The organism is Nitrosomonas aestuarii, assembly GCF_003046585.1.
In the GTDB taxonomy this organism is placed as follows: domain Bacteria; phylum Pseudomonadota; class Gammaproteobacteria; order Burkholderiales; family Nitrosomonadaceae; genus Nitrosomonas; species Nitrosomonas aestuarii.
In genome coordinates this window covers 23641-44961 of the sequence record NZ_QAAE01000010.1, presented here as the reverse complement: position 1 = coordinate 44961, position 21321 = coordinate 23641, and the positions used below count along the sequence as shown (strand labels likewise).

Genomic DNA, 21321 nt, shown 5'->3' with positions numbered 1-21321 from the left:
TTTCCATGTGCAAGTATCATTGGAATAATACACTCATATTGATATCTGCTTTGTCAGTTTCTGAAAATTCAAGTAAATCAAATGACTTGAAACCAAAGCTTTTTGCAACTATTACATCGGGAAACTGTTCAATGCGAACATTGTTTAAGTTGGTGGATTCGTTATAAAATTCACGTCGATCTGCAATGTCATGTTCTAAGGCGGTAATACGTGTTTGCAAATGCTGGAATGCATCATTTGCCTTGAGCTCTGGGTAAGATTCCGCAAGTGCAAATAAGTTACCAAGCCCTAAGCGAAGCTGGGTTTCAGCTGCGCCCAGTGCCTTCACGTTAGAATTTTGTTGCGCATTTGCGACAGCAGAACGTGCTTTTATAATTGCTTCCAGCGCATCTTTTTCATAGCCCATGTATTTTTTGCAGGTTTCTACGAGCTTAGGTAATTCGTCGTGACGTTGTTTCAGTAAAACATCTATGTTTGACCAGGCTTTGGAGACATTATGCTTAAGTCTGATGAGATTGTTGTATATAAGTACTAAATAAACAATGAGTAGACATAAAATTACCAAGGCCACTATTGTAGAAATTTCCACTATTTTTTCCTCATAAGAATTAATAAAATATATAGATCACCTGTTGTAACAAATAATGCTACATTTAATGTATCTGACTGAATCGGATTGTTATGGGATAAATTTAAATGATTAATTGACTATCATTATTAAATTACATCGTGTACAAATAAAATTAAGAGAATGCGTATTTTAAATACAAAGAAAAGTGGAAGTTTTCTTGCATTATTTTAAACGTGTTGCTAGCATTTGATTTTTATATGGTTTTATAGAAACGTTATATTGAATTAGTAGTGTTTTGTCTTTTAAGGTGCAGATATTCTGACTAAAGTTTTGATCTAGGGTGTCGATGAAGCATTCAATCAAAATAAATCATAAGGAAGTTAAATTGAAAATCGATAATTCAATACAATCAGTACCAAGTGTTTCAGCCAATGATGGTAAAAAACGTACTGATACATCGCCTGTTGGCGCAGGCCAAGAAAACGCAAGCAATGCCGTTCATATTAGTCCGCGGGCATCGAGCTTGCAATCAATTGATAGCGGCTCGGTAAGTGGTTCAGTTGTTGACATATCGCGTGTACAGGAAATTAAACAAGCAATTAGCGATGGTGCTTTCAAGGTCAATCCTGAGGTTGTTGCCGATCGCTTACTTGAAACTGTTAAAGAGCTAATTAAGTCTAAAGAAGGTCATTCCCAGTGATTAAAATGAAAGCTCATGAGGAGTTCGTTGCCGCCATTAATATTGAAATAAATACAGTTAAAGTATTTGTGAAATTACTTGAGAAAGAAGAAGATGCATTAATTCATGGGCGGATAGACGAACTTGATATGCTTGCCTCTGACAAAGTCCGGCTGGTTGAAAAACTTGAGAATCTGGCTAAACAACGTATTCAGTATCTATCGTTTCTGGGTCTGTCCTCGGATAAAGATGGTATGCAGCTATGGCTGTCAAAGCAGGCGGATGATGGAGTGCAAACAATTTGGGATGAGTTGGTTAGGCTTGCTTTAGTAGCCCAGCAAATCAATAAGACAAATGGAGAGATTATCTCGGCACAGTTACAACATAGCCAACGCGCATACATGGCATTACAAGGAGCGGCTGGAAATATTTCTCTATATGGCCCCAATGGACAGGCTTTTATCTGATATACTTTCTGTCTTAGGTGTTTAGATAAAGGTCAAGGGACAAAAGTGAATTTGTTAATATACTAAATTCTGCAAAATCCAAAATTTCATGGTGTCGATACCGTGATGTTTTAAACCAATCTTTCCTTTCTGTTTTACCATTTCCTTTCATAGCGCTAATAATTCGTAGCTTTAGTTATTTTTTGGTCAATAATGTCGTTGGAGGTTAATTGGCTAATAAAAAATAAGAGCATAAACCGCGCCAAGTAGGCCCTTCTAGTCCTTCAGCTTAGAAGTGAAAGATGTGGCATTCTCCATGATGGTTTTCGTTGCAAGGTGCGATGTGCAGGGAATGCTCGCATAACCTTGCCAATGAAAATCAGTCTTGCCAGTGATGCTAATAAGCTAACTGAGTTCATCATTTCTAAGTTGATGGAGTATAGGATTGCTATATATAAATGTTATGGATCGAATGATTACTCGTTGATTTGGTGGCGACTGTAAAATTCATTTAAGAATATGTTTTTTAATATAAAAATATCTTATTTAATTGCGATTTATTACTGCGTGGGTTTTTAAGATGTTGGTGATTTGGTATAATCTTTAGCTTTTTAACAATTAAGGTTAATTATGAGTAATTATCTTTTTACATCCGAATCAGTATCAGAGGGCCATCCAGATAAAGTGTCCGATCAGATTTCTGATGCGGTTCTTGATGCTATTTTAAGTCAAGATGCAAGTGCAAGAGTTGCATGCGAAACGATGTGTAGCACTGGTCTTATAGTGCTATCCGGAGAAATTACAACAAATGCAACTGTTGATTATAATGTTATTGCACGTGAGACTGTGCGTAATATTGGATATACTAGTTCGGATATAGGATTTGACTCAACAACCTGCGCTGTTTTAACCGCTTTTAACAAACAATCGCCTGATATCGCGCAAGGCGTCAATCGCACAAAGGAAGAAGAGATGGATCAAGGTGCGGGCGACCAAGGATTAATGTTTGGTTATGCATGTGATGAGACGCCACAGCTAATGCCGATGCCCATTTTTTATGCACATCGTTTGGTTGAGCGGCAGGCGGCCTTGCGGAAGAGTGGGAAGCTGGCATGGTTGCGACCAGACGCCAAATCACAGGTGTCAGTTAGATATGAAAATGGAAAGCCTAAGTATATTGAAACAGTTGTAATTTCAACGCAACATGATCCAGAAATTACGCATGAAGCTTTAACGGAATCTGTTGTGGAAGAAATTATCAAGCCAGTTCTTCCTCAGGAAATGTTAAATAACCAAACCCAGTTTCTTGTGAATCCAACCGGGCGCTTTGTCGTGGGTGGGCCAATGGGTGATTGTGGTTTGACGGGCCGTAAAATTATCGTTGATTCCTACGGCGGTATGGCGCGTCATGGTGGTGGCGCTTTTTCTGGCAAAGATCCATCAAAAGTTGATCGTTCAGCGACCTATGCAGGCCGATATGTTGCTAAAAATATTGTGGCGGCTGGCCTTGCGAATCAATGTGAAGTGCAGGTTGCCTATGCGATTGGTGTGGCTAAGCCGGTTTCACTCATGGTTAATACCTTTGGTACAGGAAAGATTTCGGATGATAAGATTATCCAGTTGGTTGATAAACATTTTGACTTGCGTCCGCGTGCAATTATTCATACTTTGAATCTGTTGCGTCCGATTTATGCTAAAACAGCTGCCTATGGTCATTTTGGGCGAGAAGAAGCCGAATTTACTTGGGAAGCAACCGATAAAGCTGAGCTGCTGCGCACAGAGGCCGGTATCTGATTTTGTCAGTTTCGTTTCTAGTGAAAAACTGATCCATTTTTCCCACTATACTGAGGGGCGCTGCAACGGAATTTCCGTGAGGCTCGGTTGAGTGGTGATTGTTACAACGGCGCTCGTTCCATGTTATAGGAGAAAGACTATGAACGCTGTGCTTAATCCAGATGGCAGTAATTTTGCCGATTATAAAGTCGCAGATATTTCTTTGGCTGAGTGGGGTCGCAAGGAGATTGCGATTGCAGAGACTGAGATGCCAGGTTTGATGGCAGTGCGTAAAGAATACGCTGATCAGAAGCCACTAGCAGGCGCACGAATTGCAGGCTCTTTGCATATGACTATTCAAACTGCTGTGCTGATTGAAACACTGGTGGCATTGGGTGCTGAAGTTCGATGGGCATCATGTAATATTTATTCAACTCAGGATCATGCTGCTGCTGCGATCGCAGCTAAAGGGATCCCGGTATTTGCTTACAAAGGTGAATCTTTGGATGATTACTGGGATTATGCACACCAGATTTTTGAATGGACGGTAAGTGGTCATCCTGATGACGCAAATATGATTCTGGATGATGGTGGTGATGCTACGTTGTTGTTAATACTGGGTAGCAAAGCCGAAAAGGATATCTCGGTGATTGCCAGTCCATCCAATGAAGAAGAGCAGGCTTTGTTTGCTTCAATTAAAAAGAAACTGTCCGATGAATCCAATTGGTATTCAAAGAAACTTGCCAGCATTCATGGCGTAACCGAAGAGACTACAACAGGCGTACATCGTTTATATGAAATGCAAAAGAATGGAGAGTTGCCATTCCCGGCATTCAATGTAAATGACTCAGTCACTAAGTCCAAATTTGATAATCTATACGGTTGTCGCGAATCTCTGGTTGATGGTATCAAGCGCGCGACCGATGTGATGATTGCAGGGAAAATTGCGCTGGTATGCGGGTACGGTGATGTCGGTAAAGGGTGTGCGCAGTCATTACGCGGTTTGGGGGCTACCGTTTGGGTCTCAGAAATCGACCCAATCTGTGCATTGCAGGCCGCGATGGAAGGCTATCGAGTGGTAACAATGGATGACGCCTGTGATAAAGCTGACATCTTTGTAACAGCAACGGGTAATCTGAGAGTGATTACTCATGATCATATGTTTAAGATGAAAGATCAATCCATTGTTTGTAATATCGGTCACTTTGATTCCGAGATAGATATTGCCTCAGTGCAAAAATATCAATGGGAAAATATTAAACCGCAAGTTGACCATGTGATTTTCCCAACTGGACGAAGAATTATTGTACTGGCGCAAGGAAGACTGGTTAATCTGGGCTGTGCTACCGGCCATCCTTCATTCGTGATGTCTAATTCATTTACCAATCAGGTGTTGGCGCAGATCGAGCTCTGGCGTAATGGCGACAACTATCATAAAGAAGTTTACGTGTTGCCTAAGCATCTTGATGAAAAAGTTGCCAGACTCCACTTGGATAAAATTGGCGTAAAACTGACTGAATTGACGGATGAGCAGGCATTATACTTGGGGCTTGATAAAAACGGTCCATATAAACCTGAGATGTATCGCTATTAAAGTAACCGTTTGGATATGTTAGATACCTGCAAAAAAGCTTATATTTGTTTTGCAGGTATTATTATTTTTAATCAGTATGTTTATAAGCGAATAACTTATAGCAAGGCTGACCACAAAACCCGGATAACAGTCATCTACCTGTTTTTTCTGCATTCTGCCAGATTTAAAAGTAGCATTACTTGTTCGGGAATCCATAATGCATGGTTCTGACAATCAATCAAGATGGAATCACAAAAAAAGTTTACACCCACTTTCAGTTTTGAACTTTTCCCGCCGCAATCAGAGCAAGGTATCGAGAACCTTCGGCTTACTCGAAAAAAATTGGTGCGGCTAAACCCTAAATATTTTTCAGTTACTTTTGGCGCAGGTGGCTCAACACGTGAACATACGCTTGAAACAGTGCTCGAAATGCAGTCTGAAGGCTATGTAGTTGCGCCGCATATTTCCTGTATTGGTTCTACTAAGCAAAAGATTCATGCAATTTTAGAGAAATATCAGGAAGCAGGCATACAACAGCTTGTCGCCTTGCGTGGAGATATGCCCTCAGGTATGGCACGGGCTGGTGAGTTTCGTTATGCAAGTGAACTGGTTGCATATATTCGAGAGGCTTTTGGGCAAATATTTCATATTGAAGTTGCGGCTTATCCTGAGTACCATCCACAGGCGCGCTCAGCACAGGCAGATCTGGAAAACTTTAAACGTAAAATAGATGCTGGCGCTGATTCAGCTATTACCCAGTATTTTTATAATGCAGATGCCTATTTTCACTTTGTTGATTCATGCGAATCAATGGGTATCTCAGTTCCAATAGTACCCGGAATTATGCCAATTAATAAGTTTTCACAACTGGTAAGATTTTCTGATACCTGCGGAGCAGAAATTCCACGTTGGATCCGCAAGAAACTGGAAGGATTTGGTGATGATAGTGCGTCCATCCATGCATTTGGGCTGGATGTGGTAACAGAAATGTGCGAACGATTGCTCAAGGAAGGTGCGCCTGGTTTACACTTCTATACAATGAACAGAGCTAATTTGACATCCAGAATCTGGAGTCGGTTGGGTATTTAACGATATTCTGTGAGGTATTCCAAGTTTGATTACTTTCGAGTTGATATGAACTTTTTTCAGATTACGCAAGCAGGTATATAATGCTGAAAATATTTAAAGTCATCAAAAATATATAAGGTGTTTTTCAAAATGGAAGAGAAAAAGAATGACCCTGAAGTAAAAACTGAAAAAGTATCTATTCCAGATATATCGCCAGTTGATGCGTGTATAGACCATGGACGTGACATTCTGGCTACCCAGCTAGGCTTTGTGAAAGATAAAAACTACGATTTTGCGCCCGAGTTCAGAGATATGACCACACAGCTATATTTGTTTGGTGTCATGTGGAAACATGCAGAAGAGCTCGATAATGTTGAGAGCGCTCGAGAAACGGCTTTTGAAGCCTTGGACACCATGTTTGTTCGGGATAATATGAAACCCAAAGATGCCGCTAAACGGGTTGAGTTTTTGAAAAAAATGTCCAAAATGGAAGACGGAAGTAATGCACTGGCTGTTGCCATCGGTTATGGTTCCCGGCCTGATGATCATAGTCTGGTGGAAGTTTTTGAGCATTATACCGATGATATTCAGGTTTCTGGTGCTTTCTGGAGACTTTACGACCGCAGCAGAAAAACAATGTTGTATGGCGGACTTTTTGTCGCTTTTGTGGTTATCTGGTTTGTAACGTTATTCATGCCGGGTAACAGTACGTTGGCCATACTTGCCGCGGGGCTGATATCAGCTGCATTATTTGTTATTCCAGTGTTCTTGGTAGGGTTGTTAATTTATCATCTAAAAATCAAGAAGGCCAAACAATCTACTTGAACTGCAAAATAATAAACAACTGGAGAGCATGAGCGCACAGATCATTGACGGTAAACTGCTTGCACATAATGTGCGTGAGGAATGGAGAATTCGCGCATCCAGACTGACAGAGCAGGGAAAAAGACCGGGACTTGCTGTTATTATGGTCGGTGATAATCCGGCTTCAGAGATTTATGTACGCAACAAAGTCAAAGCGTGTAGTGAGATTGGCATACATTCCGAGGTGCACCATTTTTCAAGCAGTACGCAACAGGATGAGGTGTTGGATTGTATTAGAATTCTCAATCAGAATAAGCATGTCCACGGTATTCTGGTGCAACTGCCACTGCCGGAACATTTTGAAAATAATAAAGTCATAACTTCGATTGCGATAGAGAAAGATGTTGATGGCTTTCATTTATATAATGTGGGCGCATTAGTTACCGGGAATACCAATTTTGTCCCATGTACACCTTATGGTGTGATGGTTATGCTGGAAAAGTATCAAATTGCAATTGAGAGTAAGCATGTTGTTGTTGTTGGGCGCAGTAATATTGTTGGCAAGCCGATGGCGATGATGTTACTGGAGCGAAGTGCGACTGTGACAATATGCACATCGAAAACACGAGACTTGACGCAGTTTACCCGTACAGCTGATATTCTGGTGGTGGCTACCGGCAAACCTCTAATGATTACAGCAGAAATGGTTAAACCAGGTGCTACGGTTATTGATGTTGGTATCAATCGGTTACCAAGCGGTAAGCTTTGTGGTGATGTTGAGTTTTCCTCAGTGAAAGAAGTTGCGGGGTATATCACGCCGGTTCCTGGCGGCGTGGGGCCCATGACAATTACCATGTTATTGTGCAATACCATACTGGCTGCTGAACGTGTATAAATAATTGGCATAAATAAAAATATACACGGTTTACAGCGAGGCATGCATACAATTCTGTTTAATATAATGGGATCCGAACATAATGGAATCACAACCTGATATAGACCCGCAAGAGACTCAGGAATGGCTGGATGCACTGGAGTCTGTATTAGTCAATGAGGGCCCTGAGCGCGCCCATTTTTTATTGGAAAGGTTAGTTGAAAAAGCCCGTCGTTCAGGTACTTATCTCCCTTATAGTGCAAATACCGCTTATATTAATACCATTCCGACCGGCAAGGAAGAGCGCTCTCCGGGTGATAACGCCATAGAACACCGCATTCGTTCGTATGTGCGTTGGAATGCCATGGCAATGGTATTGAGAGCCAACAGATCAACCAATGTAGGTGGACATATTGCTAGTTTTGCGTCAGCTGCTACGCTTTATGATATCGGTTACAATCATTTCTGGCATTCTCCCAGTGAGAATAACGGTGGTGATCTGGTTTATGTGCAGGGTCACTCATCACCTGGTATTTATGCATATGCTTTTCTTGCCGGAGAATTGACGGAAGAGCAACTAAACAATTTTCGTCAAGAAGCAGGTGGTAATGGTCTGTCTTCCTATCCACATCCCTGGCTTATGCCTTCATTCTGGCAATTCCCAACTGTATCCATGGGTCTTGGACCTATAATGGCCCTTTATCAGGCCCGTTTTATGAAATATCTGGGAAGCCGCGGTCTGGTAAATACTGAAGGTCGCAAAATATGGGCATTTATGGGCGACGGAGAAATGGATGAACCTGAATCACTGGGTGCTATTACGCTGGCATCGCGCGAGAAACTGGATAATCTGATTTTTGTGGTCAATTGCAATCTGCAGCGTCTTGATGGTCCGGTCAGGGGTAACGGCAAGGTTATTCAAGAGTTGGAAGCGGCGTTCCGGGGAGCGGGTTGGAATGTAATTAAAGTGATATGGGGTTCATATTGGGATCCATTGTTGGCGAAGGATACCAAAGGATTGTTGCAAAAACGTATGATGGAATGCGTTGATGGCGAATATCAGAATTTCAAATCCCGCGATGGTGCTTACGTGCGTAAGCATTTTTTCGGTAAATATCCTGAATTGCTGGAAATGGTTGCCAATATGTCAGACGATGATATCTGGCGTCTGAACAGGGGAGGCCATGATCCGTACAAAGTTTATGCTGCCTACGCCGAGGCGGTGAAGCATAAAGGACAGCCAACGGTTATTCTGGCCAAGACGATTAAAGGTTATGGCATGGGCGAGGCCGGTGAAGCGCAGAATATTACGCATCAGCAGAAGAAAATGGGAACCACCTCGTTAAAGGCGTTTCGTAATCGGTTTGGTCTGGATATACCTGATGACAAGATTGATGATATCCCTTACTTGACCTTTGACAAGGATGCGCCTGAATATGTTTATATGCAGGAACGCCGTGAGGCATTGGGTGGCTTCTATCATCGTCGCAGACGACAGGCTGATCCGTTGCAAATACCACCATTGAAAGCTTTTGAACCCATGATGAAGGCAAGTGGTGAAGGCCGTGAATCTTCAACAACGATGGCTTACGTGCGTATCCTGGGTACATTGGTTAAGGATAAGCAGATTGGTAAACATGTTGTGCCGATTGTTGCCGATGAGTCACGCACTTTTGGCATGGAAGGCATGTTCCGTCAGTTGGGTATTTGGTCATCCGTTGGACAACTTTATACGCCACAAGATGCAGATCAGTTGATGTACTACAAAGAAGACAAACATGGCCAGATTTTGCAGGAAGGCATAAACGAAGCGGGTGCTTTGTCATCATGGATAGCTGCTGCAACGGCATACAGTACGCATGGCATACAAATGATTCCTTTTTTTATTTTTTATTCCATGTTTGGTTTTCAGCGTGTAGGAGATCTGATTTGGGCGGCAGGAGACATGCGGTGCCGTGGTTTTCTGATGGGTGGAACTGCCGGACGTACTACGCTCAATGGTGAAGGATTGCAGCATGAAGATGGTCATAGTCATGTTGTTGCTTCTACTATACCGAATTGTATTTCTTATGATCCGACCTTCGCCTACGAGTTGGCTGTGATCATTCAAGATGGCCTGCGCCGTATGTATCAGGACCAGCAAGATGTTTTTTATTACATCACTGTAATGAACGAAAATTATCCGCATCCGGAAATGCCCAAGGGTGTTGAGCAGCATATTTTGAAAGGCATGTATCTCTACAGTGAGGTTGGTAAGCGCAGTAAAGGTCCTCGCGTGCAATTGCTGGGGTCAGGCACAATCCTGCGTGAAGTGATAGCGGCTGGCGAAATCCTGAAAAAAAACTATGGTGTGAATGCGGATGTCTGGAGTGTCACAAGTTTCACTGAATTAAGACGCGAAGCCCTGCGTGTAAACAGATGGAATATGCTGCATCCTGAAAAAAAGGCGAAGACGTCGCATGTTGAAGACTGTTTGCAACAACGTACTGGTCCTGTGATTGCTGCAACTGACTATATGAAAATTTATGCCGATCAGATCCGTGAATTTGTGCCGGGTTGTTATCGCGTACTGGGTACAGATGGCTTTGGGCGTTCTGATACCCGCAATAAGCTGCGTCAATTCTTTGAAATTGATCGTTACTATATAACCATTGCTGCACTCAAAGCTTTGGCGGATGATGAGAAGATACCTAAAGATAAGGTAACGCAGGCAATTAAACAATTTGGTATCGATCCGGAAAAACCAGATCCGGTCACATTATAATCATTTGATATTTGAATTGTATAATCAAGTTTAAGAGAGATATAACAACTTTGGGTACATTAAAATTGCTTTTCCGTGTTTTTATCATTTAAGGAATGCATGTGGGAGAACTTAAAACAGTATTCATTCCGGATATTGGAGACTTTGAGGATGTGCCTGTTATCGAAGTGTTTATTAAAGCAGGAAGTCAGGTTAATGCGGAAGATCCCTTGATTGCACTGGAATCTGACAAGGCGACGATCGATATCCCGGCGCCGTTTTCAGGTGTGGTCAAAGAAATCAAAGTTAAGTCTGGAGACAAGGTTTCAGAAGGTACAGCCATAGCAATTATGGAACTGACGGAAAAAGCGACGGATGAAGCAGAGGCGGTAGAGGAATCTAAAGATGTTGAACCATCGAACAAACCGGAGAATAGTGAGGAAGTAGTACTAGACAAAGATTCCGAAGAGCAGGCTCAATCTCAATCTCAGTTGCAACCAGCCAAAAATACGACAACAGCTGAGTCCATAGCAGAAGCAGAACAAAAAAAGATTCCACAAACCGATTCGTCAGTTATTGCAGCATGCGATGAAACCGTTTCTTCCAAAGCACACGCGGGTCCGTCAGTACGCCGTTTTGCCCGTGAATTGGGTGTTAACCTGGATCTGATTACAGGAAGCGGCCCCAAGCAACGTATTCTGAAAGAAGATGTTCAGGCGTTTGTGAAAGCCAAATTATCACAAGTACAAATGGACAGCAAAAATACAGGAATGGCTGCAGCACTTGATTTGTTGCCCTGGCCCCAAGTCGATTTTGCAAAGCACGGACCTGTCGAAATAAAGTCTTTGTCACGAATTAAACAAATTGCCGGCGCAAATTTGTATCGCAACTGGATCATGATTCCGCATGTGACGCAATTTGATGAAGCGGATATTACCGACCTGGAGGCATTGCGTAAAGAGTCAAACACAACGGAAAAGAAGGACGCAGTCAAATTAACACTGTTATCATTTTTAATGAAAGCGTTGATTGCATCACTCAAAAAATTTCCAGAATTTAATGCATCGTTGGATAAGAACGCCAACGGAGAAACTAATCTGGTTATCAAACGCTATTATCACATCGGTTTTGCTGTAGACACTGCCAATGGTCTTGTTGTACCCGTTATCCGGGACGTTGATCAGAAAGGTGTCGTAGCAATAGCGCGCGAATTAGGTGAACTGGCAGCTTTCGCGCGCGAAGGCAAACTTAAACCCACTCAAATGCAGGGTGCCAGTTTTACAATATCCAGTTTAGGTGGTGTTGGTGGTACAGCTTTTACGCCGATTATTAATGCGCCTGAGGTTGCCATCCTAGGTGTTTCCAAGGCTGTTTATAAACCGATTTATCGAGAAAACCAATTTGTGCCGCGATTGGTGCTGCCACTTTCATTGTCCTATGATCACCGAGTGATTGATGGTGCAGCTGCAGCACGATTTACTTCACATCTGGCAGAAGTATTGACGGATATGCGGCTGGCACTGTTGTAAAGCACCGTACATGTTAATTTGGATTACGTTATAAATTGATTATGACTGACTACTCTCTGGTCGGTATTTACGGCGGAACATTCGATCCAATTCATTACGGTCATTTGCGCGTGGCTGAAGAGCTTGCTGATACCATTGCGTTCGACCAGTTTTTTTTTGTGCCTGCAGGTGAACCGCGTTTGCGTAAAGCACCGATTGCATCGAAATACCACCGCGCTAGAATGGTGGCACTTTCCATACAGAATAATTCGAGGTTTTCTCTGGATGAGCGCGAAATAAAACGCGCTGGCGTGAGTACTACAGTGGAATCATTGAGGGAATATCATGCGGGGTATAGTGGAAAGGCTGCACTCTGTTTTATCATGGGGGTCGATACTTTTTTAAAGATTCACCGCTGGCATCATTGGCTTGAAATATTTCAGCTATGCCATTTGGTTATTGTGGATCGTCCCGGCAGCATGCGGATGATGGATCGGAGCGATTTTCCGCCAATAATACAAGATGCATGTGCATCGCGCTGGATAACCTGCCCCACTGATCTGGCAAACCAATTCAGTGGTATGATTTATATCGCGCGTACAACGCTGCTGGATATTTCTGCAACACGAATACGTAAGCTTGTTGCGGCTGATAAAAGCACACGCTATTTATTACCCGAAGCTGTTTCAGATTATATTAAAACTCACCACCTGTATTCAGGAGAAAATGGATTCAAATAAACTGGTAAAAATTACGGTTGATGCACTGGAAGAAATCAAAGCATTTGATATTAAAGTCTTGGATGTGGCTAAACTTACGTCAATGTTTGACTATATCGTCATAGCGAGCGCAAGCTCTTCCCGCCAGACAAAAGCGCTTGCCAGTAATGTGCAGGAAAAAGTAAAAAATGCGGGCGGCTGCATATTCAGTCTTGAAGGAGAACAAACAGGTGAATGGTTATTGGTTGATCTTGGTGGGGTCATTGTACATATCATGCAGCCGGAGGCACGTGATTATTACAATTTAGAGGCGCTATGGACAGGATGATCGAAATAAAAACCAATTAACCTCACTTTTTGTAAAGAAGTATTTGCAGTTGTCATGATATAAATCCGGTGATAATCAAGTTTGAGAGTGGATCATGACAAATCAAGGCAGTAAGGAACTAAACGCATGGGTTTATTTTTTGAGCCAGGTCGAAATTCCTGTGCTAAAACAGACTGCTCGTAGATTGTCAGTATTGTGTGAGCAGCCAGAAAATCTAAGTGCCCGCAACATCGCTCAGATTATTAAAAGCGACCCCTTGATGGTTGTCAAACTTATGCGCTATCTGCAACATCGTAAACAACGCGCTCAGGATCATGAAATCATGGAAGTAGAGCAAGTATTGATGATGCTCGGAATAGAAAGCGCTTTGAAGAAAGTGCCTGTCACGCCGCTGGTTGAGGAAGTAATGGGGCGTGAACATATGGGTGCATTGCTATCTTTGTTGAAAGTCACGCATCGTGCCAAGGTGGCTTCAAATTATGCATTTGATTGGGCGGTTCGCTTGCAAGATTTGCATTATGAAGAAGTACGCATTGCCGCATTATTGCATGATATTGCAGAAATACTGATGTGGTGTTTCTCTCCAAAGGAAATGCAATTTATCAAATCGTTACAAATAAAAGACAAAACAATGCGTAGTCATAACGCCCAAGAGCAGGTGCTTGGATTTACACTGCATGCACTGCAGCACGCACTGGCAAAAAAATGGGCGCTACCCGGATTGCTGATTACACTGATGGATGGAGACCTTACCAGTCAGCAGCGTGTTCAAAATGTTTTTCTGGCCGTGAATCTGGCCAGGCATTCTGCAAATGGCTGGGATGATGCGGCACTACCAGATGATTATAAAGAAATTGGAAGTTTATTGCATTTGCAGCCGGAAGATGTGATGAAGATTGTAGGCGCGAATAAACAACCAAGTGCATAATTAGTAATTTCTATACTGCTCGCAACCGTACAGAATGTATCAAACATGCGCTAATCGTCACTCAGGGGCTTGGATTGGGATGGTCAAGATGAATCGTTTCAATTGCATCCAGCACTTCTGCTGATAGCTCCGTTTTTATGCTGTCAATGTTCATTTTGAGTTGCTGCATTGTCGTGGCACCGATAACTGTGCTGGTCAAAAAAGGGCGGCTGTTAACGTAGGCCAGTGCCATTTGCGCTGGATCAAGTTTATACTTGTTTGCCAGCGAAATATATTGTCTGATTGCATTTGTCGCGTGAGAATTGCTGTAACGTGTATAGTGTGGGAATAAATTCAATCGCGATCCTGCTGGTTTTTTGTCCCCGAGATATTTGCCCGAGAGCGTGCCAAAACCCAGTGGGGAATAAGCCAATAACCCGACTTTTTCGCGCCATGAAACTTCTGCCAGCCCGACTTCATAACTGCGATTCAGCAAATTATAGGGATTCTGAATGCTGACGACACGGGGGAGATTGTGTTGTTTGGAAAGCTGCAGGAAACGCATAACGCCCCAGGGTGTTTCATTCGACAGACCGATGAAGCGAATTTTTCCGACTTGTACCTGTTGATCGAGCGCTTGAAGTGTTTCAATAAATGACGTTTGCTGCGTCTCGTCTTCCGGCATAAATCCCAGTTGTCCAAAATAATTGGTTTTACGTTCCGGCCAATGCAGCTGATAAAGATCGATATAATCGGTTTGTAAGCGTTTTAGACTGTCATCCAGTGCTGACTGAATATATTTTCGGTTGAAAGTTGTCTGGCCCTGACGGATATGCGGTATCCAGTCAGCGCCAGGGCCGGCAATTTTACTGGCCAGAATGACCTTGTCGCGCTGACCGCGTGATTTTAACCATTCACCGATAATTATCTCAGTAAGACCATAAGTTTCTGATTTCGGCGGTATCGAATAGAGTTCAGCCGTGTCAAAGAAATTAACGCCTTCATCAAGTGCGTAATCCATCTGCTTGAAAGCTTCCGAGCGGGTATTCTGCTGACCCCAAGTCATGGTGCCCAAACAGATGACGCTGACTTTTGTATGGGTGTTTCCAAGATTTCTATAATGCATCATATCAGTTTATTTCGGGCTATATTAACGATTGCGGGATATGTGTTCGCTATCTGTGGCGACATGATTCAATATCTATGATACCCGTCTGTCACTGGTATGCTTAAATATTTGCAGAAATGATAAAAGAATGTCAAATAGGCTGGACTGGAAAAGTGATTAATTTTCGCGTATTTATCGCATTCTTGGCATGATTTTGTGACCCAGGAAGCCACTTAAAGCGCCACCAAGAATGATCATTCCCATGCCCAGCCACGCAATTGGCGGCAGTATTTCATTCCAGATGAATATGCCCCAGATACCTGCAAACAACACGGTACTATATCCCAGTGAACTGACGATCAGTGTCGTTCCGGTGCGGTAGGCGCGTGTCATCGCCAGTTGTGCCAGCGTTGCAGTGAGGCCGATACCAATTAGCAAATGAAAATTCTGTTGTGTAACCGGATTGAAGGCGGTGAGCAGTAACCAGACACCGGTTATCAATGTGCTGATCAGGGTAAAATAAAAAACGATACGCCATTCTGACTCGCCCAGATTACCCAGTTGTTTTACATTCATGTAAGCAATGGCGGCAAAGAAACCGGATGCCAGTCCCAGCAATGCAGCTATCCAATGCTCGTCATGCAAGGTGGGGCGCAAAAGGAAAATGATGCCGGCAAAACCTAAAGCGATGGCAAAAACCATTGACCAATGCAGTTGTTCTCTGAGAATAAAGGTAGAAAAGATGGCCATAAAAAGTGGCCAGGTATAGTTGAGTGAAATAGCCGTGGCTAACGGTAATTCGGTGATGCAATAAAAAAACATGAGCAGACTGCCGAGTCCTGCCAGACCGCGGCTGCAATGGGTTTTCCAATGATTGGTCCTGAGCGGGAGACGCTGATAGCGCACAAAAATGTAGATTACAGCAACACCTGTTAAGGAGCGGTAAAAAACCAGTTCGATACTTGTAAAATGATCAGTACTGAGCTTGACCAATACGCCCATGCAGGCGAATAAAAAGGCGGCTACCAGCATCCAGAGTGAACGCATTTTAATGCTCAATTTGACATGAGAAACTACAGACGTGGTGCAATTTGGCGTTGCAGGAATTGGTGGAAGTGTACCATGCCCGCTTCCATTGGCATTTGATAGGGGCCGGTTTCATTGATCGATTGCTCGTAGAGTGCACGACGGCCTTCAGTCATGCGCATACAGATTTTTTCATCTTCAACAGCGGTTTCCATATATGCGGCTTGTTCGGCTTCAATAAATTCACGTTCGAAAAGTGCAATTTCTTCCGGATAGTAAAATTCAACAATGTTAATGCAACTTTCAACACCGGTTGGCACAATAGTACTGATAACAAGTGTGTGTGGATACCATTCGAGCATGATATTCGGAAAATAAAGCAACCATACTGCACCATGTGGTGGCAGTTTGCCATCATTCCGCAGTAAAACCTGCTTTTGCCATTTTGCGTACACCGATGTGCCTGAACGTTCCAGATGCCCGTTGTTGACGCCCACTGTCTGTACGCTGTACCAGTCGCCAAATTCCCAGATGAGATCCTCGGTGCAGACAAAATTACCGAGACCGGGGTGGAAAGGATTGACATGATAATCTTCAAGATAAACTTCTATAAACGTTTTCCAGTTACAGTTGTAGTGGTCAAGCCGTATACGATCCAATAGATAGCCGGAGAAGTCGAAGTCTTTCAATACACCCAGGTTGGCCATGTCCTTGGAGACTGATCGCTTTCCGTTAAACAGAAGGCCGTTCCAGTTTTGCACCGGTGTTTTTTCCAAGTGCATGCAGGGATTCTTGTCAAAATGTGGCGCACCCAGTAACTTGCCATCCAGCGCATAAGTCCAGCGATGTAATGGACAGACTATACTTTTTGTGTTGCCCCTGCCTTCGAGGATGCGTGCTTGTCGGTGACGACAGATATTGGAAATCAATTCAATGCCTTGTTCATTGTGTACTAATAATTTGGCATTTTTCATTGATTCGAGCACATAGTAATCACCCACCTGAGGCACCATAATTTCATGGCCTACATAACCCGGACCGTTATCAAACAGCAGTTCTTTTTCAATGTCCAGTATTTTTGGATTCAAGTACCACTCAATCGGTAACTGGACTGATGACTTAGCCAGTTGCGAGATTTCCGCCATATCAGCCATGTTTAACACCTTATTTGCTTATTTTGTATCCGTGCCCAATAGTAATCCAAAAAATATTGATGACGGAAAAAATCAAAAATATGTAATTTTAAAGCTAAATTATCGAGATAAGAAGAACCAAAATAGAGTGGCTTGGCTATAATAGTAGGCGTGGAAGAAAAATTTCATTATCCTTCTAACAGTTAACACACAAAAATATTTTTGCTTGTGTGAGAGCAAAAATATTCAATTGACTAATTTTTTAAATGAAAGAGAGTATTTTGATGAAACTAAATCAAAAAATCAGAAGAAATCCATGGATTTATTTAGCGCCTGTCGCATTGGCCGTGGGCCTTGCATCCTGTGGTGGTGGCGACAGTAGCGGTGGAAGTGGCGCCGATGAGGCTTCAACAGTTAACCGCACGATGCCCACAGGTGCCGCGACAGGTGTCTTGATGAACAGTCCCGTGTCTGGCGTTTCCTATAACGCGTCTTCCGGTAAAAAGGGAATTACCAATGAAGCTGGTCATTTTGACTTTAATTATGGCGATACCGTTGAGTTTAAACTCGGTGGCTTAACACTGGGTAAAGTTAATGGGGCGCCGGTGGTGACCCCTATAGACTTGGCTGAAGGAAATGACAAGAAACTGGCTAATTTGCTCGTCCTATTACAGTCACTTGATGCAGATGGTGATCCGTCAAATGGCATTGTCATAACTGCTGCAGCAGCGTCCGCTGTGGGTAATTCAATCAAGCTCAACAGCGACCCTGAAGTGTTTGCTGCCTCGTCTGAACTACAAAGTATTCTGGATACGGCTGGTATTGAGCATGCGGCAAAAACAGTCGAAGAGGCCAGTGAACATTTTATGGTTTCTGGTGTTACCACGCTCGGGACCCAAATCTGGGTAAATTATAATGACCGCAGCGCGTCTGTTTTACGAGTGGCTGCTGATGGTAGTAACGAATATCTACAAGGGCAGGCATCACCGGACGATTCTTGCGATGAAAACCGTGTTTGTGGCGGCCGCACCATTATTCAGGCAGGTCTGGAACATGGCGTAGCTAAAGCGATTGAGTTCGATACACGTGGTTTCAAGGTCATTGGAGAAACAACCATTGATACCAATCTGAAAGCCGGTCTATCTGATCCGGGTCCAACGCGGCGTATCCGTACAGATGGTCTGGATATGATTAATTCCGACATTGTTACGGTGCAACGAGAGAGGGAACAGAAAAGCGTATTCGGTGAAATGTTTCATATCGCTAAACCGATTGAATTGAGTGATGAGAACGAAGTAGTTGAAAAAGAAATTAAGGAAACCCGTTTCTCGAAAATTGAAAATGATCCTGACGGTATAGTCGGCGCCTGGGCATATGATGCGGATGCAATCAATACCAAGATGCTGGTTTTTTTTGCTAACAATCGCTTTATGTCGATTGATCCAATTGGTGAAGCGTCACGCGAAGATCAGGTCAGATGTGCCAAACCGGGTGTGGAGTTTGCAAACTTTGATTATAACAAAGGTGCCAATCAACTGAAAATATCAAATTTTACCTATAATACGGATGGCTGTATCGGTTTTTCAGGAGGCGACACCAATGCGCCGCATAGTTTTTCCATTAGCTCGGATGGCAATACAGCCAAGCTTGAGAAAAAAGGAGAAGAACCGATTACGGTTTATCGTGTTTCCGGTTAGGTGGGGGTTCAATTAGGTTTATTTGCTTCAAAAATTGCGGGTTCACTGGAAATGGTGCGGTTTCCAGTGGGCTCGGATTAGTCATCCAGCCAACGATTAAAAGGCTGAAATGTTCGCGCCACATTCGTCTCTTCAAAAATGCCTATTCTGCGTGTCGCACTGAATATTCCACTCGACACATTATTTGATTACATTGCCCCTGATGCTTGTGAGGCCGATATTGGCCTGCGAGTATGTGTTCCATTCGGTAAAAAAAAATTGACCGGCGTCATTCTGGAAGTTTGTTCGGACACTGCGGTGCCACCTGAAAAATTAAAATCAGTTATCTGTATTTTCCGGGAAACACCGCCATTGTCAGCTGAATTGCTGGCGTTATTTTCATTTTGTAGTGATTATTATCACCATCCATTAGGAATGGTTGTGATGAACAGCTTGCCTGGAAAATTGCGTAACAATAAACCGGTCAGTTTGAAAGTGCATGTTAATCGCGATCAATTTGTATTGTCTGCGGCAGGCAAGCAAGTGGATACTTCGACCATTCCGGCACGAAATACATTGATGCATCGCTTGCTGGCAACCCTGAAAAGCACGCCATCACTGAACGCTCGGGATGTTAGAAAAATTTCGCCACGTGCTGGCCATATATTGCAAGACTGGGTGCGAAAAGGCTGGGTTGATATTATTCCTGAAACAGATCCCGCGGTAGCAACCCCGGCTATTCCAAAGTTAACGTCCGAGCAATCGACAGCGGTTGGCGCGATTGCTGAGAAACTTGATCGATTCGATACCTGGGTTTTGCATGGTGTGACCGGCAGCGGCAAAACCGAAGTATATTTGCGATTAATAGCGCAAACCTTGTCAAAAGGAAAGCAAGCGCTGGTTTTAATTCCGGAAATAAGCTTAACGCCGCAGTTGGAATCCGTTTTTCGGGAGCGTTTCACAATGACGCGGATTGTCAGTCTGCATAGCGGTTTGAATGATAGCGAGCGATTGTCCGGTTGGTTGCAGGCACAGCAGGGGGAGGCCGGTGTTGTTCTGGGAACGCGGCTTGCGGTATTCACACCGTTGCCAAAGCTGGGGCTGATCATTGTAGATGAGGAGCAGGATAGTTCATTCAAGCAGCAGGATGGTTTGCGTTATTCAGCACGGGACCTGGCTATTTTTCGCGCCAGTCAAGCGCATATTCCTGCTGTGCTGGGATCGGCGACACCGTCGCTTGAAAGTTACTATAATGTCTTGAATGACCGGTATCACTATTTGCGCTTAAAAAACAGGGCCATTAAAAACGCAGTATTGCCGCAGGTGAAATGCATCGATTTGCGCTCTGAGAAACCATTGAATGGCTTATCCATTCCGCTTATCAAAGCAATTGACGTCTGTCTGGCGCATCGGCAACAATGTTTGATTTTTATCAACCGGCGTGGTTATGCGCCTGTTTTATTGTGTAAATCTTGTGGATGGACGGCGGTTTGTCAGCGTTGCACCAGTCGACTGGTCGTTCATTTACAGGATAAAAAGTTGTCCTGTCATCACTGTGGATATCTGGAATCTTTTCCACATGCGTGCCCACAGTGCGGTGATCAGGATATGATGCCATTTGGTCGCGGTACGCAACGGGTGGAAGAATCATTGGCGATGCGGTTTCCGTCGGCACGCATTCTGCGGATTGATCGGGATAGCACACGCCGCAAGAATGCCTGGCAGGCTATTTTGCGATCTGTTCATCAGCATGAAGTGGACATTTTGGTCGGGACACAACTGCTGGCAAAAGGGCATGATTTTCCGAATCTATCTTTAGTCGGTATTCTCGGTTCAGATATTTCTTTGTATAGTACTGATTTCAGAGCGGGAGAGCGTCTTTTTACGCAGCTTATGCAAGTTGCTGGTCGGGCCGGACGTGCGAAAATTTCTGGGTCTGTGTTGATCCAGACCGAATTTCCGAATCACCCGCTCTATCAAGCATTGCAGCGGCATGATTATGACGTGCTGGCCAAAACCATACTGGCGGAAAGAAAAATGGCCGGTTTCCCACCTTATGTTTATCAGGCGCTACTTCGCGCCGAAGCACACAGTCTGAAGAAAGTGCTGGATTTCCTGGATACAGCGCACAAACTGACACAATCACTTACAGGTATTGAAGTTTTTGATCCAGTACCCGCTCATATGGCTCGTTTGAAAGGTATGGAGCGGGCGCATCTGCTTGTACAATCTGGTTCGCGCAAGAAATTGCAGATTTTTTTGGCACAGTGGTATAAGCAATTGAGTGCTTTGACAGCACATAAGGTGCGCTGGTCGCTTGACGTGGATCCTATTGAATTTTAATCAAAGAGTAGAATGGTAAAGCACGTGTATGCTTCATAAAAC

The 21321-nt window shown here is 43.5% G+C and carries 18 protein-coding genes and 1 riboswitch; of the genes, 14 read left to right on the top strand and 4 right to left on the bottom strand.

Annotated elements, in window-relative coordinates; genetic code table 11:
• Positions 1–16: 16 nt before the first annotated feature.
• Complete coding sequence (locus C8R11_RS09820; RefSeq protein WP_107795545.1) at positions 17–589, bottom strand: LemA family protein; 573 nt, start codon at positions 587–589, stop codon at positions 17–19.
• A gap of 328 nt (positions 590–917) precedes the next feature.
• On the opposite strand from C8R11_RS09820, the gene flgM reads away from it, so the two are divergent.
• From flgM to C8R11_RS09760, 12 genes are all read left to right on the top strand, one after another.
• On the top strand, positions 918–1271 hold the full coding sequence (flgM, locus tag C8R11_RS09815; RefSeq protein ID WP_107795544.1) for a flagellar biosynthesis anti-sigma factor FlgM: 354 nt from the start codon (positions 918–920) through the stop codon (positions 1269–1271).
• Between the two features lie 5 nt (positions 1272–1276).
• A complete protein-coding gene (locus tag C8R11_RS09810) occupies positions 1277–1717 on the top strand; it encodes a flagella synthesis protein FlgN (RefSeq protein WP_107795543.1) in 441 nt (146 codons plus the stop codon).
• A gap of 609 nt (positions 1718–2326) precedes the next feature.
• On the top strand, positions 2327–3490 hold the full coding sequence (metK, locus tag C8R11_RS09805; protein ID WP_107795542.1) for a methionine adenosyltransferase: 1164 nt from the start codon (positions 2327–2329) through the stop codon (positions 3488–3490).
• Positions 3491–3536: 46 nt separating this feature from the next.
• A riboswitch (S-adenosyl-L-homocysteine riboswitch) is annotated at positions 3537–3612 on the top strand.
• Positions 3613–3629: 17 nt separating this feature from the next.
• Entirely contained in the window at positions 3630–5063 is a 1434-nt protein-coding gene (gene ahcY, locus C8R11_RS09800; protein ID WP_090701805.1) for an adenosylhomocysteinase, read from the top strand.
• 222 nt (positions 5064–5285) lie between these two features.
• Positions 5286–6131 (top strand): methylenetetrahydrofolate reductase [NAD(P)H], encoded by an 846-nt coding sequence (metF, locus tag C8R11_RS09795; protein WP_107795541.1) that lies wholly within the window; start codon positions 5286–5288, stop codon positions 6129–6131.
• Positions 6132–6260: 129 nt separating this feature from the next.
• The gene (locus tag C8R11_RS09790) at positions 6261–6935 is read left to right on the top strand and encodes a hypothetical protein (protein WP_107795540.1); all 675 of its coding nucleotides are present in this window, start codon (positions 6261–6263) and stop codon (positions 6933–6935) included.
• 28 nt (positions 6936–6963) lie between these two features.
• A complete protein-coding gene (gene folD, locus C8R11_RS09785; protein ID WP_107795539.1) occupies positions 6964–7809 on the top strand; it encodes a bifunctional methylenetetrahydrofolate dehydrogenase/methenyltetrahydrofolate cyclohydrolase FolD in 846 nt (281 codons plus the stop codon).
• Positions 7810–7891: 82 nt separating this feature from the next.
• Complete coding sequence (gene aceE, locus C8R11_RS09780; protein ID WP_107795538.1) at positions 7892–10552, top strand: pyruvate dehydrogenase (acetyl-transferring), homodimeric type; 2661 nt, start codon at positions 7892–7894, stop codon at positions 10550–10552.
• A gap of 101 nt (positions 10553–10653) precedes the next feature.
• Positions 10654–12060, top strand: coding sequence for a dihydrolipoyllysine-residue acetyltransferase (locus C8R11_RS09775; RefSeq protein ID WP_107795537.1), 1407 nt, complete (start codon positions 10654–10656; stop codon positions 12058–12060).
• Positions 12061–12101: 41 nt separating this feature from the next.
• On the top strand, positions 12102–12779 hold the full coding sequence (gene nadD / locus C8R11_RS09770; protein WP_107795536.1) for a nicotinate-nucleotide adenylyltransferase: 678 nt from the start codon (positions 12102–12104) through the stop codon (positions 12777–12779).
• A complete protein-coding gene (gene rsfS, locus C8R11_RS09765; RefSeq protein WP_090701792.1) occupies positions 12766–13086 on the top strand; it encodes a ribosome silencing factor in 321 nt (106 codons plus the stop codon). The genes nadD and rsfS overlap by 14 nt, the downstream gene beginning before the upstream one ends.
• 94 nt (positions 13087–13180) lie before the next feature.
• A complete protein-coding gene (locus tag C8R11_RS09760; RefSeq protein ID WP_107795535.1) occupies positions 13181–14014 on the top strand; it encodes an HDOD domain-containing protein in 834 nt (277 codons plus the stop codon).
• A gap of 61 nt (positions 14015–14075) precedes the next feature.
• Here C8R11_RS09760 and C8R11_RS09755 read toward each other — a convergent pair whose 3' ends face one another.
• From C8R11_RS09755 to C8R11_RS09745, 3 genes are all read right to left on the bottom strand, one after another.
• Positions 14076–15122, bottom strand: coding sequence for an NADP(H)-dependent aldo-keto reductase (locus tag C8R11_RS09755; protein WP_425320582.1), 1047 nt, complete (start codon positions 15120–15122; stop codon positions 14076–14078).
• Between the two features lie 171 nt (positions 15123–15293).
• Entirely contained in the window at positions 15294–16148 is an 855-nt protein-coding gene (locus tag C8R11_RS09750; protein ID WP_244907623.1) for a DMT family transporter, read from the bottom strand.
• A gap of 26 nt (positions 16149–16174) precedes the next feature.
• A complete protein-coding gene (locus C8R11_RS09745; RefSeq protein ID WP_107795533.1) occupies positions 16175–17281 on the bottom strand; it encodes an aromatic ring-hydroxylating oxygenase subunit alpha in 1107 nt (368 codons plus the stop codon).
• A 263-nt stretch (positions 17282–17544) separates the two neighbouring features.
• On the opposite strand from C8R11_RS09745, the gene C8R11_RS09740 reads away from it, so the two are divergent.
• Positions 17545–18957 carry an adhesin gene (locus C8R11_RS09740; RefSeq protein WP_107795532.1) on the top strand — a complete coding sequence of 471 codons (1413 nt, stop codon included), beginning with the start codon at positions 17545–17547 and terminating at the stop codon, positions 18955–18957.
• A 138-nt stretch (positions 18958–19095) separates the two neighbouring features.
• Positions 19096–21279 carry a primosomal protein N' gene (locus C8R11_RS09735; protein ID WP_107795531.1) on the top strand — a complete coding sequence of 728 codons (2184 nt, stop codon included), beginning with the start codon at positions 19096–19098 and terminating at the stop codon, positions 21277–21279.
• Positions 21280–21321 lie beyond the last annotated feature (42 nt).

Bases quoted from the DNA above. Each gene is read 5' to 3' on its own strand.
- flgM (WP_107795544.1), top strand. From the start codon at position 918: ATGAAGCATTCAATCAAAATAAATCATAAGGAAGTTAAATTGAAAATC.
- C8R11_RS09810 (WP_107795543.1), top strand. From the start codon at position 1,277: ATGAAAGCTCATGAGGAGTTCGTTGCCGCCATTAATATTGAAATAAAT.
- metK (WP_107795542.1), top strand. From the start codon at position 2,327: ATGAGTAATTATCTTTTTACATCCGAATCAGTATCAGAGGGCCATCCA.
- ahcY (WP_090701805.1), top strand. From the start codon at position 3,630: ATGAACGCTGTGCTTAATCCAGATGGCAGTAATTTTGCCGATTATAAA.
- metF (WP_107795541.1), top strand. From the start codon at position 5,286: ATGGAATCACAAAAAAAGTTTACACCCACTTTCAGTTTTGAACTTTTC.
- C8R11_RS09790 (WP_107795540.1), top strand. From the start codon at position 6,261: ATGGAAGAGAAAAAGAATGACCCTGAAGTAAAAACTGAAAAAGTATCT.
- folD (WP_107795539.1), top strand. From the start codon at position 6,964: ATGAGCGCACAGATCATTGACGGTAAACTGCTTGCACATAATGTGCGT.
- aceE (WP_107795538.1), top strand. From the start codon at position 7,892: ATGGAATCACAACCTGATATAGACCCGCAAGAGACTCAGGAATGGCTG.
- nadD (WP_107795536.1), top strand. From the start codon at position 12,102: ATGACTGACTACTCTCTGGTCGGTATTTACGGCGGAACATTCGATCCA.
- rsfS (WP_090701792.1), top strand. From the start codon at position 12,766: ATGGATTCAAATAAACTGGTAAAAATTACGGTTGATGCACTGGAAGAA.
- C8R11_RS09760 (WP_107795535.1), top strand. From the start codon at position 13,181: ATGACAAATCAAGGCAGTAAGGAACTAAACGCATGGGTTTATTTTTTG.
- C8R11_RS09755 (WP_425320582.1), bottom strand. From the start codon at position 15,122: ATGATGCATTATAGAAATCTTGGAAACACCCATACAAAAGTCAGCGTC.
- C8R11_RS09750 (WP_244907623.1), bottom strand. From the start codon at position 16,148: ATGCGTTCACTCTGGATGCTGGTAGCCGCCTTTTTATTCGCCTGCATG.
- C8R11_RS09745 (WP_107795533.1), bottom strand. From the start codon at position 17,281: ATGGCTGATATGGCGGAAATCTCGCAACTGGCTAAGTCATCAGTCCAG.
- C8R11_RS09740 (WP_107795532.1), top strand. From the start codon at position 17,545: ATGAAACTAAATCAAAAAATCAGAAGAAATCCATGGATTTATTTAGCG.
- C8R11_RS09735 (WP_107795531.1), top strand. From the start codon at position 19,096: ATGCCTATTCTGCGTGTCGCACTGAATATTCCACTCGACACATTATTT.